Genomic DNA, 16411 nt, shown 5'->3' on the forward strand with positions numbered 1-16411 from the left:
GTTCCGAGGCTCCGAAACTATTTGCGATAGTTTCATGAAACGCACGAGCCAATGACCTGCCCGGATCCGCGACACTACGCCGCAGATCCTACACAGCTTCATCGCACCGTTTAGTGAGCTTCGTCCCAATTCGCGCCAACGCCCACTTCCACCAGCAACGGCACGTCCAGCTGGGCCGCGCCGCTCATGTGGCCGCGGATCTGCTCCCGTACCTGCTCCACCAGATCCTCGCGTACCTCCAGCACCAGTTCGTCGTGCACCTGGAGGATGACCCGCGCATCCAGCCCGCTGTCGCTCAACCAGTTGTCCACCGCCACCATGGCGCGCTTGATGATATCCGCCGCGGTACCTTGCATCGGCGCGTTGATCGCCGTCCGCTCGGCGCCCTTGCGCAGGGCCGGGTTCTTGGCATTGATGTCCGGCAGGTACAGCCGCCGACCGAACAAGGTCTCGACGAAGCCCTGCTCGGCAGCCTGCGCACGGGTGCGTTCCATGTACGCCAGCACACCCGGGTAACGGGCGAAGTAACGATCGATGTAGTCCTGGGACTGCTTGCGATCGACGCCGATCTGCTTGGCCAGGCCGAAGGCGCTCATGCCATAGATCAGGCCGAAGTTGATCGCCTTGGCGCTGCGTCGCTGGTCGCTGGTGACCTGCTCCAGGGCCACGCCGAACACTTCCGCGGCAGTGGCGCGGTGCACGTCGAGGTCGTTGCGGAAGGCATGCAGCAAGCCTTCGTCCTTGGCCAGGTGGGCCATGATGCGCAACTCGATCTGCGAATAGTCCGCCGCCAGCAGCTTGTAGCCGGGGCTGGCGACGAACGCCTGGCGGATACGCCGGCCTTCGGCGGTACGGATCGGGATGTTCTGCAGGTTCGGGTCGCTGGACGACAGGCGGCCGGTGGCGGCCACGGCCTGCTGGTAGGAGGTATGGATGCGCCCGGTGCGCGGGTTGATCTGCCCCGGCAGCTTGTCGGTGTAGGTGCTCTTGAGCTTGCTCAGGCTGCGGTACTGCATCAGCACCTTGGGCAGCGGGTAGCCTTGCTCGGCCAGTTCATCGAGCACCGCCTCGGCGGTGGACGGCTGGCCCTTGGCGGTCTTGCTCAGCACCGGCATGCCCAGCTTGTCATAGAGGATCGCCCCCAACTGCTTGGGCGAGCCGAGGTTGAACGTCTCGCCGGCCAGCTCGTACGCCTCGCGCTCCAGTTCGGCCATCTTCGTACCCAGTTCGCCGCTCTGCACTTCAAGCAGCGCAGCATCGACCAGCGCACCCTGGCGCTCGATCCTGGCCAACACCGGCACCAGCGGCATCTCGATGTCCATCAGCACGGGCAGCACGCTCGGCGTCCTGGCCAGGCGCGCCTGCAGCGCATGGTGCAGGCGCAGGGTGATGTCGGCGTCCTCGGCGGCATAGGGGCCGGCCTTGTCCAGCGGGATCTGGTTGAAGGTCAACTGCTTGGCGCCCTTGCCGGCAATATCCTCGAAGGCGATGGTGGCATGGTCGAGATACTTCTGCGCCAGGCTGTCCATGTCGTGACGGGTAGCGGTGGAGTCGAGCACGTAGGACTCGAGCATGGTGTCGTAGGCCACGCCGCGCATGTCGATGGCCGGGCTGCCGTTGGCCAGGATGTTGATGTCGTACTTGGCGTTCTGGCCGATCTTGCCCTTGGCCGGGTCTTCCAGCAGGGGCTTGAGCGCCAGCAGCACGCGTTCGCGATCCAGCTGGACCGGGGCGCCTTCGTAGTCGTGGGCCAGTGGCACATAGGCCGCTTCATGGGGCTCGACCGCGAATGACAGACCGACCAGTTGCGCCTGCTGGGCGTCGAGACCGGTGGTTTCGGTGTCGAAGGCGAACAGCGGCGCCTGACTCAGCTTCTCCAGCCAGGCGTCGAAGCGCGCCTGGTCGAGGATGGTTTCGTATCTGGGCTCGACCTTGGCAAGCGGGGCCTCACCGACCACATCGGCGTCGCCAGCCCGTGCAGCGTCGCGCTGTACCTCGGCGATCCAGCCCTTGAACTCCATCTCGGTGTATAGCGCCAGCAACGTTTCACGGTCCGGCTCGCCACAGACCAGCGCGTCGACCTCGACATCCAGTTCGACATCGCACTTGATGGTCGCCAGTTCGTAGGACAGGAACGCCGCGTCACGGTGCTCCTGCAGCTTGGCAGGCAAGGTCTTGGCACCGCGGATGGCCAGCTCCGGGACCTTGTCGAGGTTGTCGTACAGGTCACGCAGGCCGCCACCGATGCCGGTCAGCAGGCCCACGGCGGTCTTCTCGCCAACCCCTGGGACTCCGGGAATGTTGTCGACCTTGTCGCCCATCAGGGCAAGAAAATCGATGATGTGCTCGGGGCCGACGCCAAACTTCTCGTGCACGCCGGCCACGTCCAGCACACTGCCGGTCATGGTGTTGACCAGGGTGACATGGCCATCCACCAGCTGGGCCATGTCCTTGTCGCCGGTCGAGATGATCACTGGCCGGCCAGCCGCCGCGCTGCTGCGTGCCAGGGTGCCGATGACGTCGTCAGCCTCCACGCCCTCGACGCACAGCAGCGGGTAGCCCAAGGCCCGGACGCTGGCATGCAGCGGCTCGACCTGCACCCGCAGGTCGTCGGGCATGCTTGGCCGGTTGGCCTTGTACTCGGCGAACATGGCATCGCGGAAGGTCCCGCCCTTGGCGTCGAATACCACCGCGAACAGGCTGTCGGGGTATTGCTTGCGCAGGCTCTTGAGCATGTTCAGCACGCCCTTGACCGCACCGGTGGGCAGGCCCTTCGAGGTGGTCAGCGGCGGCAGCGCGTGAAAGGCGCGGTAGAGGTAGGAGGAACCGTCCACCAGGACGAGAGGCGCTTGGCTCATGAGGAGAATCAACCTTTTCGGCGGGTCCGGAGCTAGAATAGCCGGATCAATGACGACAAAGGGACTAGGTTATCATGCGTACACTCAATCGCCTGTTACTGCTCGGTCTGCTGGCCACCATGCCAGTCGTCACCCTGGCGGCGGACGACGCACCATCGGCAGATCCCGATGTGACCATTCGCACGGAAGGCGATAAAACCATCCAGGAATACCGGCAGAACGGCTTCCTGTATGCGATCAAGATCACGCCGAAGCATGGCAAGCCTTATTTCCTGGTACGCGCCGATGGCACTGACGCCAATTTCATTCGTTCCGACCAGCCGGACATGCTGATTCCGTCCTGGAAAATCTTCGAGTGGAAGTAGTCCGTACCGTTCACATCAACCAGGCACTTCCCGGCGGAAGTGCCCGCATGGGCAACTTTTCAACATGTCAGTCTTCACCCCTGTGTCCCGGCCTGAGCTGGAAACCTTTCTGGCGCCGTACGAGCTGGGCCGCCTGCTCGACTTCCAGGGCATCGCCGCCGGTACCGAGAACAGCAACTTCTTCGTCAGCCTGGAAAAAGGGGAGTTCGTCCTCACACTGATCGAGCGCGGGCCGGCCGAGGACATGCCGTTCTTCATCGACCTGCTCGACGTGCTGCACGATGCCGACATGCCGGTGCCCTATGCGGTACGCGACCGCGACGGCCATGGCCTGCGCGAGCTGTGCGGCAAGCCGGCGCTGCTGCAGCCACGACTGTCGGGCAAGCACATCAAGGCACCGAACAACCAGCACTGCGCCCAGGTCGGCGAGTTGCTGGCGCATATCCACCTGGCCACCCGCGAACGTATCCTCGAACGCCGCACCGATCGCGGCCTGGACTGGATGCTGGCCTCAGGCGCCGAGCTGCTGCCGGGCCTGAACGCCGGACAAGCGACGCTGCTGACCCCGGCACTGGACGAAATCACCGCGCACAAGGCGCAGATCCTCGCCCTGCCCAAGGCCAACCTGCATGCCGACCTGTTCCGCGACAACGTGATGTTCGAAGGTACCCACCTGACCGGACTGATCGACTTCTACAACGCCTGCTCCGGGCCGATGCTGTATGACATCGCCATTACCGTGAACGACTGGTGCCTGGACGAGCAGGGAGGTATCGACCTGCCTCGCGCCCAGGCGCTGCTGGGCGCCTATGCGGCACTGCGCCCGTTCACCGCCGCCGAGGCCGAGCTGTGGCCGGTGATGCTGCGCGTGGCGTGCGTGCGCTTCTGGCTGTCGCGGCTGATCGCCGCACAGGCGTTCGCCGGGATGGACGTGATGATCCACGACCCGCGTGAGTTCGAAATACGTCTGGCGCAGCGCCAGCAAGTGGCGCTGAAGCTGCCGTTCGCACTCTGACGGGCACTACCGATCTCTGTGGGAGCGGGCTTGCCCTGCGACAGCAATCGCAGGGCAAGCCCATCTACCGGCTCAGAGCTGCTCCAGGCAGCCGGCCAGGTCGCTGCCAAGCTTCTCCAGCAGACGCTCGTAACCCTTGGCGTCAACGGTATCGGTGCCGCCCAGGGCATCCAGCTCGGCCAGTCGCACCGGCAGCCCTGCCGTCAGCGTCTCGGCAAGCCGTGGCCGCAGCGGCGGCTCGCTGAACACACAGGTCTTGCCCACTTCCTGCAAGCGCTTGCGCATGGCGGCCACGTGCTGCGCGCCTGGCTGCACCTCCGACGCCACGCTGAACACACCGGTGTGCTTCAGGCCATAGGCCGCCTCGAAATAGTCGAACGCCTCGTGGAACACGAAGTACGGCTTGCCGGCGATCCCCGTCACACGCTGCTTGATACGTTGGTCCAGCCCATCCATCCGCTCGTCGAACTGTTTCAGGTTGGCCTGGTAGCGCGTGGCATTGGCCGGATCGGCCGCCGCCAGGTCGCTGGCCATCTTCGCGGCGATCACCCGGGCGTTGACCGAGGACAGCCACAGGTGGGCATCGAGGCTGCCTGGACGGTGATCATGGTCGTGATCGTCCTGGTCTTGCTCGTGGGAATGGCTGTCCTCGCCAAAGTGGCGTAGCTGCATGCCAGCCAGCGATTGCACGGCCACCGTCGGTTTGCCGCGGCTGGCCAGCACGCGGGGCAGGAAACCCTCCATGTCCGGGCCGATCCAGTACAGCAGGTCGGCGGCGGCGACCTTGCGCACGTCGGACGGACGCAACGCGTAGTTGTGCGGAGAAGCGCCCGGCGGCAACAGCACGTCGGGGCTGCCGACACCGTCCTGCACGGCGGCGGCGATCTGTTGCAGAGGCTTGATGCTGGTCAGCACGCGCACGTCGGCGTGAGCCGAAAAAGCGATGAAAGCGACAAAGAGGACAAGGAATCGGGACACGGTGGATACTCGGGTCGTCAGAAACAGGTAACATAATAACGTCTCCATCCTGAACCGTCGCTGCCCATGTCCATCACCCCGCTGGCCCACCGCCCCCACGATCATTCCCATTGCGTTCACAGCGCGCTGGCCGAGGCCGACGCGCTGTGCGACCGTCAGGGCCTGCGCCTGACCGCCCTGCGCCGCCGGGTGCTGGAACTGGTGTGGCAGAGCCACAAGCCACTGGGTGCCTACGACATCCTCGCCGTGCTCAGCGAACAGGACGGGCGCCGTGCCGCGCCGCCCACCGTCTACCGCGCCCTGGACTTCCTTCTCGACAACGGCCTGGTGCACCGCATCGCCTCGCTCAACGCCTTCATCGGCTGCAGCCACCCCGAGCACGCACACCAGGGCCAGTTCCTGATCTGCCGCGAATGCCACGTGGCCATCGAGCTGGAACAGGACAGCATCAGCAGCGCCATCATCGACAGCGCCAAGGCCGTCGGCTTCGCTGTCGAGACCCAGACCGTCGAAGTGGTCGGCTTGTGCGGCAACTGCCGGAGCAAGGCATGAGCGACGCCCTGATCCGCCTCGAGCAGGTCGGTGTCAGCTTCGGCGGCGAGGCGGTGCTCGACAGCATCGACCTGTCCGTTGCCCCTGGCCAGATCGTCACTCTGATCGGTCCCAACGGCGCCGGCAAGACCACCCTGGTGCGCGCCGTGCTCGGGTTGCTCAAGCCGCACCGCGGCACGGTATGGCGCAAGCCTAAGCTGCGCATCGGCTACATGCCGCAGAAGATCCAGGTAGACGCCACACTACCGCTCTCGGTGCTGCGTTTCCTGCGCCTGGTGCCCGGGGTAGACCGCGCGGCAGCCTTGTCGGCGCTGCAGGAAGTCGGTGCCGAACAGGTGATCGACAGCCCGATCCAGACCATTTCCGGTGGCGAGATGCAGCGTGTGCTGCTGGCCCGTGCGCTGTTGCGCGAACCCGAGCTGCTGGTGCTCGACGAGCCGGTACAGGGCGTCGACGTGGTCGGCCAGACCGAGCTGTACAACCTGATCACCCGCCTGCGTGACCGCCACGGCTGCGGCGTACTGATGGTCTCCCACGACCTGCACCTGGTGATGAGTGCCACCGACCAGGTGGTCTGTCTCAACCGCCACGTCTGCTGCTCGGGCCACCCCGAACAGGTCAGCAACGACCCGGCGTTCGTCGAACTGTTCGGCCAGAACGCCCCGAGCCTGGCCGTCTACCACCATCATCACGATCACAGCCACGACCTGCACGGTTCGGTGATCGCCCCCGGCGCCCATGTCCATGGAGAGCACTGCAAGCATGGCTGATTTTCTTCTCTATGCCCTGCTTGCCGGCCTGTCCCTGGCGCTGGTGGCCGGACCGCTCGGTTCGTTCGTGGTATGGCGGCGCATGGCCTACTTCGGCGACACCCTGTCCCACGCCGCGCTGCTGGGCGTGGCGCTGGGCTTCGCGCTGGACGTCAGCCCGGCGCTGGCGGTGACCGTCGGCTGCCTGCTGCTGGCATTGCTGCTGGTCACCCTGCAGCAACGCCAGCCGCTGGCCTCGGACACCCTGCTCGGCATCCTGGCCCCCAGCACCCTGTCGCTGGGCCTGGTGGTACTGAGCTTCATGCACGACGTGCGCATCGACCTGATGGCCTACCTGTTCGGCGACCTGCTGGCGATCAGCACCACCGACCTGGCCTGGATCCTCGGCGGCAGCGCGCTGGTGCTGATACTGCTGGCCGCGTTCTGGCGGCCGCTGCTGGCGGTCACCGTGCACGAGGAGCTGGCCAGGGTCGAGGGCTTGCCGGTGGCAGGTCTGCGCCTGGCACTGATGCTGCTGATCGCCGTGGTGATCGCGGTGGCAATGAAGATCGTCGGCGTGCTGCTGATCACCTCGCTGCTGATCATTCCGGCCGCCGCGGCACAACGTCACGCCCGCTCGCCGGAACAGATGGCCCTGGGGGCCAGCCTGCTCGGCGTGACCGCGGTCTGCGGCGGGCTGGCGATGTCCTGGTTCAAGGACACCCCAGCCGGGCCTTCGATCGTGGTCTGCGCGGCGGTGCTATTCTTGCTGAGCCTGGCGTTGCCCAAACGCTGAAATATCTGGATGCGCGCAAGCGCATCCTGCAACCTTTTGACAGGTTGCAGGTCTGTAGGAGTTGTTTTCGAGCGTGCGCACCTGGGTGTAGACTTGCTCGCTTTTTGCGCAAATAGAGAGTCGCAGGAATGAAGCCGTTCGCCTCCCGTTATCTGCTTGTTGCCGCGTTTTCCCTGTTCCTGGCTGCGTGCTCCAGCACCCCGGCAGAACAGGCGGGGACGCCTGCCCAGCCGGATGCCTGGCAGCAGTTGGAACAGAACATCGCCAGCAACGAGCTGGCCACCGCCGAGGACCAGCTGGCCACGCTGCAGGCCCAGGCACCGGACGATGCCCGCCTGGAGCCGCACCAGCGCCAGCTCGCCGAAGCCTATCTGCAACGCAGCCAGATCGTCCTGCAGAAGGGTGATGTCAACGCCGCCGCCACTGCCCTGGCCCGCGCCCGGGCGCTGATGCCGCAGGCACCGGCGCTGACCGGCGGCGACACCATGGCCCATGCGCGCAAGGCCGAGCTGGAAAAGGCAGAGGCCGCGCTCAAGGCCGCCGAGGCCAAGCCCAAGGCACGTCTGATCGACCCGACCGCGCCCAACACGGTCGTGGCACTGAAGACCACCGACAGTCGGGCGCTGCGCCGCCAGCTCGATGACATCGCCGCCGACGTGGTGAACTACCAGTGCGAGGTGGTGTTCCAGGTGCCACGTACCCAGGACGCGCCTTGGTTGAAGACCTTGCTGAAGAAGCGAGTGCTCAAGCTCGACAGCGGCTTCGCGCTGCAACAGAAGCATGAGATCCAGCGCTCGTTGCCGGCGCAGGTGGTGCTGGTTCCGCACCAGCAGTGATCCCAGTCGCGGGGCAGCTCACTCCCACAAGGCCTGCACAGGCCAGGTAGAAGCGGGCGGCCCGGCGATGTCTTGCTAGGCTGGAACCGCTTCGGCCGCTGCCTACCACGCCCATACCCGATGCCCCTCGAACGTCTTGAAGTGGGCTGCGAAGGCCTTCGGCGCCTCACCCGGCAATACCTCCTGCAAGTCCAACATCGGCCGGGCACGCAGCGCCTGCCTACGGGAGTCGCTGCGCAATGCCGCCAGGTGCTGCAGCTTGTGATCGGGTACCTGGCTTTCCCGTGGCTCCGGCTGCCCGTACGGGCTGGTTCAACTAGTGACTGGAGGGCTGTCGCGAGCGTTCAATCTGGATTACCGGTTGTCGCGTTATACCCAACGGATTGGACGATTCGGAAATAAGTGATAAGAACGCCTATTGAAACAGGCTAAAATGCGCGGCCCCGGCTAACCGCTGACCCAAATTTCATGCGCCCCACAAGGTTCGCTCAGTGATCGAGTTTCAAAACGTCCACAAGACCTACCGCGTCGCCGGTAGGGACATCCCGGCCCTGACCCCGACCAGCCTGACCATCGAAGATGGCCAGGTGTTCGGCCTGATCGGCCATTCCGGCGCCGGCAAGAGCACCATGCTGCGCCTGATCAACCGCCTCGAGGCTCCCAGCGGCGGCAAGATCATCGTCGACGGCGAAGACGTCACCGCCTTCGACGCCGACCACCTGCGCCGCTTCCGCCAGCAGGTCGGGATGATCTTCCAGCACTTCAACCTGCTGGCCTCGAAGACCGTCGCCGACAACGTCGCCCTGCCGCTGGTGCTGGCCGGCGAGCTGTCGCGGGCGCAGATCGACCAGCGCGTGGCCGAGCTGCTGGCCCGTGTCGGCCTGGCCGATCATGCGAAGAAGTACCCGGCCCAACTGTCGGGCGGGCAGAAGCAACGCGTCGGCATCGCCCGCGCCCTGTCCACCAATCCCAAGATCCTGCTGTGCGACGAGGCCACCAGTGCCCTCGATCCGCAGACCACCGCCTCGGTGCTGCAATTGCTGGCCGAGATCAACCGCGAGCTGAAACTGACCATCGTGCTGATCACCCACGAGATGGACGTGATCCGCCGGGTCTGCGACCGCGTGGCGGTGATGGACGCCGGACAGATCGTCGAGCAGGGCCCGGTAGCCGAAGTGTTCCTGCACCCGCAGCACCCGACGACCCGTCGCTTCGTCCAGGAAGACGAGCAGGTCGACGAGAACGACCAGCGCGACGACTTCGCCCATGTGCCCGGGCGCATCGTGCGCCTCACCTTCCAGGGCGACGCGACCTACGCGCCGCTGCTGGGCACCGTGGCCCGCGAGACCGGTGTGGACTACAGCATCCTGGCCGGTCGCATCGACCGCATCAAGGACATCCCCTATGGCCAGCTGACCCTCGCCCTGATCGGCGGAGACATGGAGGCGGCATTCGCACGCTTCACGGCAGCTGATGTACATATGGAGGTACTGCGTTGATGGATATCCTGAACTACTTCGCCAACGTCGACTGGGTCGAGATCTGGCAAGCGACCAACGACACCCTGATCATGCTGTTCACCTCGCTGGTGTTCATCGTGCTGCTGGGCTTGCCCCTGGGCGTGGTGCTGTTCCTGTTCAGCCCACGGCAGATGTTCGAGCACACGAAGTTCTATGCCGTGCTGGCGACCATCGTCAACATCGTGCGTTCGGTGCCGTTCATCATCCTGCTGATCGTGATGATCCCGGTCACGGTGCTGATCACCGGCACCTCGCTGGGCGTCGCCGGCGCCATCCCGCCCTTGGTGGTCGGTACCACGCCATTCTTCGCCCGCCTGGTGGAGACGGCGCTGCGCGAAGTGGACCGCGGCATCATCGAGGCTACCCAGTCGATGGGCGCCACCACCCGCCAGATCATCTTCAAGGCCGTGCTGCCCGAGGCCATGCCCGGCATCGTCGCCGCCATCACCGTGACGGCCATCACCCTGGTGTCCTACACCGCCATGGCCGGCGTGGTCGGCGCCGGTGGCCTGGGCGACCTGTCGATCCGCTTCGGCTACCAGCGCTTCCAGACCGACGTGATGATCGTTACCGTGGTGCTGCTGGTGATCCTGGTGCAGGTGCTGCAGATGATCGGTGACAAGCTGGTCGTGCATTTTTCCCGTAAGTAACCCCAATGGGGTCGGCCCGGCCGACCCGTTCGGGGGCCGTCGCGGCCCTCACAAGGAGTGATCAATGAAGAAGCTGCTTGCTGTTGTCGCCGCCGTCGCGGCCTTCTCGGCCAACGCCGCCGAAACCCTGACCGTCGCCGCCACCCCGGTGCCGCACGCCGAGATCCTCAACTTCGTCAAGCCGCAGCTGGCGAAGGAGGGCGTGGAGCTGAAGGTCAAGGAGTTCACCGACTACATCCAGCCGAACGTGCAGGTCGCCGAGAAGCGCCTGGACGCCAACTTCTTCCAGCACCAGCCGTACCTGGACGAGTTCAACAAGGCCAAGGGCACCCACCTGGTGAGCGTTGCCGGCGTGCACATCGAGCCGCTGGGCGTCTACTCGGCCAAGGTCAAGAAGCTCGACGAACTGGCCTCCGGCGCCACCGTGGTCATTCCCAACGATGCCACCAACGGCGGCCGCGCCCTGTTGCTGCTGGACAAGGCTGGCGTGATCAAGCTCAAGGACAACAAGGACATCCTGTCGACCATCAAGGACATCGCCGAGAACCCGAAGGGCCTGAAGTTCCGTGAGCTGGAAGCCGCGACCATCCCGCGCGTGCTGACCCAGGTGGACGCTGCGCTGATCAACACCAACTATGCGCTGGAAGCCAAGCTCAATCCCGAGAAGGACGCCCTGGTCATCGAAGGCAGCGATTCGCCGTACGTGAACATCCTGGTGACCCGCGAAGACAACAAGGACGCGGACGCGGTGAAGAAGCTGGTGCAGGCGCTGCACTCGCCCGAGGTGAAGCAGTTCATCACCGAGAAATACAAGGGCGCCGTCGTTCCGGCGTTCTGATCCAGGCTTGAAGACACTCGCGGGGCTAGCCCGCTCCCGCGCCGGATAGTGCCTGGCGTGGGAGCGGGCTAGCCCCGCGCTGCGTTTGCGCGGTCAGTCGCGCTTGACCAGCCCTGGCAACTGCGCCGCCAGCTTCTGGTTGTTGAACGGCGCGCGGATGAACCCGCGCTGGCGTCCGTCCGGGCCCACCACCGCCAGGTTGCCGCTGTGGTCCACGGTATACCCCGGCTTGCTGGTGTCGGCCGGAATGAACGGAATGCTCAAGGCATTGGCCAGCTTCTGGGTGTCCTCGATCGACCCCGCGACACCGACGAAATCCTTGTCGAAATAGCCCAGGTACTGCTTGAGCTGGTTCGGCGTGTCGCGGTTCGGGTCGACGCTCACCAATATCACCTGCAAGCGCTCGAGCGCTTCCTTGGGCAGCTCGCTCTTGACCTGGCGCAGCTGGGCGAGGGTGGTCGGGCAGATGTCCGGGCAGTAGGTGTAGCCGAAGAACAGCAGCGACCATTTGCCCTTGAGCTGGTCCAGGGCGACCGGCTGGCCGTCCTGGTTGGTCATTGTCACATCCGGCACGCTGCGACTCTGGGGCAGCAGGATGATGCCGGCATCGATCAGCTCGGTGGGGTTCAGCTGCCCCCGGTCGTTGAGCACCTTGTTGACGGTCAGGCCCATGATCAGCGCGACCACGGCAACGAGGATGAAGACGGTTTTCTGGGTTCGGGTCATAGGATAAGCAACAGGTAATGGTCAACGAGCAACGCGATGAACAGGGCGAACAAGTAGCCGATAGAGTACTTGAACGTGCCGATCGCCGCGTGCGGCCGGCTGCCACGGTACAACACCCAGGCCCAATGCAGGAAGCGCAGGCCCAGGACGAGGGCACAGGCCAGATAGAGCGGGCCGCTCATGTGAATGGCGTAGGGCAACAGGCTCACGGCCAGCAGAATCAGGGTGTAGAGCAGGATGTGCAGGGCCGTGTAGCGCTCGCCGTGGGTCACCGGCAGCATCGGAATATCGGCTTTTTCGTACTCGGCCTTGCGGTGGATGGCCAAGGCCCAGAAGTGCGGCGGGGTCCAGGCGAAGATGATCAGCACCAGCAGCAGCGGCTCGGCGCCCACATGCCCACTCACCGCCACCCAGCCCAGCAATGGCGGGGCCGCGCCAGCCAGGCCGCCAATCACGATGTTCTGCGGCGTGGCCCGCTTGAGATAGCCGGTGTAGAGCAGCGCATAACCCAGCAGCGAGGCCAGGGTCAGCCAGGCGGCCAGGCCATTGGTGAACACCAGCAACAGGCCCATCCCCGCCAGAGCCAGCGACAGGGCGAACAGCAGCGCCGGCATGGGCGCGACCCGGCCCTGGGCCAGCGGGCGCTTGTGGGTACGCGCCATCAGTGCATCGATGCGCCGGTCGAGCACATGGTTGACCACCGCCGCGCCGCCGGCACACAGGGCGATCCCCAGGTTGCCGAACAGTAGCACGCTCCAAGCCACCCCGGCACGGGTGGCGAGGAACATGCCCACCAGCGAGGTGATCAGCATCAGCACCACCACCTTGGGCTTGGTCATCTCCAGGTAGTCGCGCCAGCCGGCGCGCGGGGTTGCGCTCAGAAGCGTCGCCACGTGTCGTTCCTCATCGGATGGGGGAGACCGGCACTGGTGACAGGCCGCAGGCGCCAGCCATGGCCGACACGGACCTTGTCGACCACGCGGATGCGGTAGTTGACCAGCACCATGCACAGCAGCAGCACAATGCCACCGGCGTTGTGCGCGACCGCCACGCCCAGGGGCAGGTGCAGCAGCACATTGCTGATGCCCAGGCTCAACTGCACGGCTAGCGCCAGCACCACCAGCCGCGCCAGGCCGCCCAGGCCATGGCGCTGCAACTTCCAGGCGAGGGTCAGCAGCACCGTCAGCACCAGCAACGCGCCGAGGCGATGGCTGATGTGGATGGCAGTGCGCGCATCGCTGTCCAGTTGCCCGCCAAGGTAGTTGGGGCCGACGTGCTGGGTGAGGTGAAAGCCGTTGCTGAAGTCCGCTGCCGGCCACCACTGGCCGTGGCAGGTGGGCAGGTCGATACAGGCGACGGCGGCGTAGTTGGCGCTGACCCAACCGCCAAGGGCGATCTGGCCGATCACCACCAGCAGGGCCAGGGCTGCGATCCGGCGCAGGCTCAGCGGCAGCTTTGGAAGAGGCGCAAAAGCCCGGGATAGACGCAGGGACAACAGGAACAGCAGGCTTACCGTGGTGAAGCCGCCGAGCAGGTGCGCGGTGACCACCTGCGGCCACAGCTTGAGCGTCACCGTCCACATGCCGAAGGCCGCCTGGGCCAGCACCACGCCCAGCAGCAACAGCGGCAAGCGGTAGGGCTGGCCATCGCGGCCATGACGGCGCAGCGCCTGGAGGGCCAGGGTCGCGATCACCAGCGCCAGGGTCCCGGCGAAGTAACGGTGGATCATCTCCGCCCAGCCCTTGGCGGCTTCCACCGGATGTTCGGGAAAGTGCAGCCCGGCATGGGCCAGTTGGGCCTCGGTCTTGGGTACGCCAATGAAGCCATAGCAGCCCGGCCAGTCGGGGCAGCCGAGGCCGGCGTGGGTCAGCCGGGTATAGGCGCCGAGCAGGACGACCAGCAGCGCCAGCAAGGTGGCGCAGGCAGCGAGGTGGAATCCGGGTCTGGCCATGGCGGCCTCCTAGCCGATGTTGGACAGCTTGAGCAGGTGACGCAGGTCGTCCAGCACCTGCTTGCCGTTGACCTTGGCGTCGTAGCGCAGCACCAGGTTGCCGTGTGGGTCGACAATCCATAGCTGTGGCCCGGCTTCGTCCACCTTCTGCAGGTAACGCGAGGCATCCAGGGGGTAGCGCTGCAACTGCGGGTATTCGCGCTCCAGCAACACCTGGTAGTCCGCGGCCAGTGGCTGCGCCACGGCCAGTGCATGGCTGGCACGGCTGGCATCGCGCCCCAGGCCGATCTGGATCTGCCGGGCCAGGTACACCAGTTGCCGGCAGTCCTCGGCGCAAGCCTGCGGGGTACTGACCAGCAATTGCCAGCGCTCGTCCTGGGCCGCGACGCCAATATCGGCGAGGCTCTCGCCATTGCCGATCATCACCCCGTGATAGCTGCGCCCCTCCGGCACCCAGAACTTGAGCTTGTACATGCAAGTGGCGAGGATCATCGGCCCCAGCACCACCAGCAGGATCAGCAACAGTTGCAGGCGCCCGCGGGGCCTGCGGGCGTCAGACGCGCCCAGTGGACTCGTGGCGGCGGCCATGGCGGTTCTCCTTGTGGTCGTTGTGCCAGCCGAAATAGAGGTAGAGCAGCACCAGCGCCGTGGCCAGGGCGAACCATTGCACGGCATAGCCCTGGTGCTTTTCCGGCCCCATGGCCACCACCGGCCAGTCCAGCCGGTAGCTGGCGGGGCCAGGGGCCAGGCGCAGTTCATGGGCGAAGCCTTCACGACCTAGTTGCTGCCAGAGCACGGCCGGGTCGATGGCGGTCAACAGATGCGGCCACTGGCCGCCAACCGGATCGGGGTGCAGTTGGAAGGTCTTGCCCGGCGCCACGTAGACCGAGGCGTCCAGCGCCAAGGGCTGCCCAGGGGTATCGAAACGCACCGGCACACGCCGGTCGGGCCAGGGCAGCCAGCCGCGGTTGACCAGCAGCCACTGGCCACTGGCCTGGTCATGGAACGGCTGCAGCAGCTCGACACCGGGTTGGCCGCCGCGTATCTGGTTGTCCAGCAGCAGGCTGTGGGCAGCATCGAAACGGCCATAGAGGCGCACCGGATAGAACGCCGGGTCCGCCAACTGGTCCAGCTGGGCCACCGCCACTGGCGCCTCGAGCTGGCGTTCGGCATAGACGTCCATCAATGCGCGCTTCTCGTCGGCGCGGCGCAGTTGCCAGCAACCCAGGGCGATCAACCCCGGCAGCAGGGCAAGCACCACCAGGGTCGGCAGCAGGCCGGGGCGAAATGGCTTCACCGCGACCTCGCCTGGTCGAACGCTATACTTTCATTCATCACCGCATCCCCCCGGAGTTACGCCATGCTCAAGGCCGCGATAGTTCTGATGCTGCTGGCCACGGTCGCCAGCCTGTTCAGTGGCCTGGTGTTCCTGGTCAAGGATGACGACCAGTCGACCCGCCTGCTCAAGGCCCTCACCGTGCGTGTCGCCCTGGCCACCCTGACCATCGGGCTGGTGGCCTGGGGCTTTATCAGTGGCCAGTTGGTTTCCCACGCACCGTTCTGAGTGCTCTGGGAGCGCTTTGCGCTCCATCGCAGGCTTCGCCAGCCCCCACAAGATCAAAAGCCACCCAGAACCCTGTAGGAGCTGGCGAAGCCTGCGATGGGCTGCACAGCAGCCCCTTGGTTTCAGAGCACATACACAAAGATGAACAACCCCACCCAGACCACATCGACGAAGTGCCAGTACCAGCTGGCCGCCTCGAAGCCGAAGTGCTTGTCCGGGTCGAAATGCCCGCGCAGCACGCGGCAGAACATCACGAACAGGATCAGCGTCCCCAGCGTCACGTGCGCGCCATGGAACCCGGTGAGCATGAAGAACGTCGCGCCATAGACCCCCGACCCCAGCGTCAGTCCCAGCTTGGTATAGGCCTCGTGGTACTCGTAGGCCTGCAGCGTGAGGAACGCCAGCCCCAGCAGGATGGTCAGCCCCAGCCACAGCTTCAGCACGCCACGATGCCCCTTGCGCAAGGCATGGTGGGCAATGGTCACGGTCACGCTGGAGCTCACCAGCAGAATGGTGTTGATCAGTGGCAGGTGCCACGGATCGATCACTTCCTTGGGCGGCGGGAACAACTTCGGGTCAGGGGTGTGCAGCAGTGGCCAGGCGAACTCGAAGTTGGGCCAGAGCATGTGCGCCACGCCCTTGTGTCCCTCGCCTCCCAGCCATGGTCCGGCCAGCACCCGCACGTAGAACAGTGCGCCGAAGAACGCCATGAAGAACATCACCTCGGAAAAGATGAACCAGCTCATGCCCCAGCGGAACGAGCGGTCCATCTGTGGGCTGTACAGCCCGGCACGGCCTTCACGGACCACCGAACCGAACCAGCCGAACAGCATGTAGGCCAGGAACAGGGCGCCGACGAAGAAGATCAAGGGCCCGTGGGACTGCGCATGGCCGGCCTTGATGTCGTTGAACCAGGTGCCCAGGCCGAACACGGTGATGAACAGGCCGATCGTGGCGATGATCGGCCACTTGCTCTGCGCCGGGACGTAGTAGTGCTCGTGGCTTGCCATGGC

General features: G+C 65.4%; 18 protein-coding genes. 10 read left to right on the forward strand and 8 right to left on the reverse strand.

The genetic code is table 11. The features are described from left to right. Positions 1 to 110 precede the first annotated feature (110 nt). Positions 111 to 2867, reverse strand: coding sequence for a DNA polymerase I (gene polA / locus F3J43_RS19285; protein ID WP_353618261.1), 2757 nt, complete (start codon positions 2865 to 2867; stop codon positions 111 to 113). A gap of 65 nt (positions 2868 to 2932) precedes the next feature. Between polA and F3J43_RS19290 the strand changes: the two genes are divergently transcribed. Together F3J43_RS19290 and F3J43_RS19295 are read left to right on the forward strand one after the other, a co-directional pair. Beyond that, positions 2933 to 3223: a DUF2782 domain-containing protein gene (locus tag F3J43_RS19290; RefSeq protein WP_166890414.1), complete on the forward strand. Its 291-nt coding sequence runs from the start codon at positions 2933 to 2935 to the stop codon at positions 3221 to 3223. Positions 3224 to 3287: 64 nt separating this feature from the next. Then, complete coding sequence (locus F3J43_RS19295) at positions 3288 to 4238, forward strand: homoserine kinase (protein WP_166890417.1); 951 nt, start codon at positions 3288 to 3290, stop codon at positions 4236 to 4238. A 72-nt stretch (positions 4239 to 4310) separates the two neighbouring features. Here F3J43_RS19295 and F3J43_RS19300 read toward each other — a convergent pair whose 3' ends face one another. After that, positions 4311 to 5216 (reverse strand): zinc ABC transporter substrate-binding protein, encoded by a 906-nt coding sequence (locus tag F3J43_RS19300; protein ID WP_166890420.1) that lies wholly within the window; start codon positions 5214 to 5216, stop codon positions 4311 to 4313. 66 nt (positions 5217 to 5282) lie between these two features. Between F3J43_RS19300 and zur the strand changes: the two genes are divergently transcribed. The 7 genes from zur to F3J43_RS19335 all read left to right on the forward strand — a co-directional run bounded on the left by zur (position 5283) and on the right by F3J43_RS19335 (position 11157). Beyond that, positions 5283 to 5768 carry a zinc uptake transcriptional repressor Zur gene (zur, locus tag F3J43_RS19305; protein ID WP_166890423.1) on the forward strand — a complete coding sequence of 162 codons (486 nt, stop codon included), beginning with the start codon at positions 5283 to 5285 and terminating at the stop codon, positions 5766 to 5768. Continuing rightward, positions 5765 to 6538, forward strand: a complete 774-nt coding sequence (gene znuC, locus F3J43_RS19310) for a zinc ABC transporter ATP-binding protein ZnuC (RefSeq protein WP_166890426.1) — start codon at positions 5765 to 5767, stop codon at positions 6536 to 6538. Before zur ends, znuC begins: the two co-directional genes overlap by 4 nt. Further along, positions 6531 to 7313, forward strand: a complete 783-nt coding sequence (gene znuB, locus F3J43_RS19315; protein WP_166890430.1) for a zinc ABC transporter permease subunit ZnuB — start codon at positions 6531 to 6533, stop codon at positions 7311 to 7313. Before znuC ends, znuB begins: the two co-directional genes overlap by 8 nt. 128 nt (positions 7314 to 7441) lie before the next feature. Then, the gene (locus tag F3J43_RS19320; protein WP_166890433.1) at positions 7442 to 8149 is read left to right on the forward strand and encodes a PA5502 family lipoprotein; all 708 of its coding nucleotides are present in this window, start codon (positions 7442 to 7444) and stop codon (positions 8147 to 8149) included. Between the two features lie 491 nt (positions 8150 to 8640). Next, positions 8641 to 9648, forward strand: a complete 1008-nt coding sequence (locus F3J43_RS19325) for a methionine ABC transporter ATP-binding protein (RefSeq protein ID WP_166890436.1) — start codon at positions 8641 to 8643, stop codon at positions 9646 to 9648. After that, positions 9645 to 10319, forward strand: coding sequence for a methionine ABC transporter permease (locus tag F3J43_RS19330; RefSeq protein WP_286184825.1), 675 nt, complete (start codon positions 9645 to 9647; stop codon positions 10317 to 10319). Before F3J43_RS19325 ends, F3J43_RS19330 begins: the two co-directional genes overlap by 4 nt. Before the next feature lie 64 nt (positions 10320 to 10383). Next, positions 10384 to 11157, forward strand: coding sequence for a MetQ/NlpA family ABC transporter substrate-binding protein (locus tag F3J43_RS19335; protein WP_166890444.1), 774 nt, complete (start codon positions 10384 to 10386; stop codon positions 11155 to 11157). Between the two features lie 93 nt (positions 11158 to 11250). Here F3J43_RS19335 and F3J43_RS19340 read toward each other — a convergent pair whose 3' ends face one another. The 5 genes from F3J43_RS19340 to F3J43_RS19360 are packed head-to-tail and all read right to left on the reverse strand — an operon-like array spanning position 11251 to position 15131. Next, positions 11251 to 11883 carry an SCO family protein gene (locus F3J43_RS19340; protein ID WP_166890447.1) on the reverse strand — a complete coding sequence of 211 codons (633 nt, stop codon included), beginning with the start codon at positions 11881 to 11883 and terminating at the stop codon, positions 11251 to 11253. Next, positions 11880 to 12776 (reverse strand): heme o synthase, encoded by an 897-nt coding sequence (gene cyoE, locus F3J43_RS19345; protein ID WP_166890450.1) that lies wholly within the window; start codon positions 12774 to 12776, stop codon positions 11880 to 11882. Before cyoE ends, F3J43_RS19340 begins: the two co-directional genes overlap by 4 nt. Then, the gene (locus tag F3J43_RS19350; protein WP_166890453.1) at positions 12761 to 13834 is read right to left on the reverse strand and encodes a COX15/CtaA family protein; all 1074 of its coding nucleotides are present in this window, start codon (positions 13832 to 13834) and stop codon (positions 12761 to 12763) included. Before F3J43_RS19350 ends, cyoE begins: the two co-directional genes overlap by 16 nt. A gap of 9 nt (positions 13835 to 13843) precedes the next feature. After that, positions 13844 to 14422, reverse strand: a complete 579-nt coding sequence (locus F3J43_RS19355; protein ID WP_166890457.1) for a PA_0111/PP_0108 family redox-active disulfide protein — start codon at positions 14420 to 14422, stop codon at positions 13844 to 13846. After that, positions 14388 to 15131 carry an SURF1 family protein gene (locus F3J43_RS19360; protein ID WP_166890461.1) on the reverse strand — a complete coding sequence of 248 codons (744 nt, stop codon included), beginning with the start codon at positions 15129 to 15131 and terminating at the stop codon, positions 14388 to 14390. Before F3J43_RS19360 ends, F3J43_RS19355 begins: the two co-directional genes overlap by 35 nt. A 63-nt stretch (positions 15132 to 15194) precedes the next feature. Between F3J43_RS19360 and F3J43_RS19365 the strand changes: the two genes are divergently transcribed. Then, positions 15195 to 15398, forward strand: a complete 204-nt coding sequence (locus tag F3J43_RS19365; protein ID WP_166890464.1) for a twin transmembrane helix small protein — start codon at positions 15195 to 15197, stop codon at positions 15396 to 15398. Positions 15399 to 15520: 122 nt separating this feature from the next. On the opposite strand, the gene F3J43_RS19370 is transcribed toward F3J43_RS19365, so the two are convergent. Beyond that, positions 15521 to 16408 (reverse strand): cytochrome c oxidase subunit 3, encoded by an 888-nt coding sequence (locus tag F3J43_RS19370; RefSeq protein ID WP_166890469.1) that lies wholly within the window; start codon positions 16406 to 16408, stop codon positions 15521 to 15523. Positions 16409 to 16411: the final 3 nt, after the last annotated feature.

The organism is Pantoea sp. Cy-639 (genome assembly GCF_011752525.1).
Classification (GTDB): domain Bacteria; phylum Pseudomonadota; class Gammaproteobacteria; order Pseudomonadales; family Pseudomonadaceae; genus Aquipseudomonas.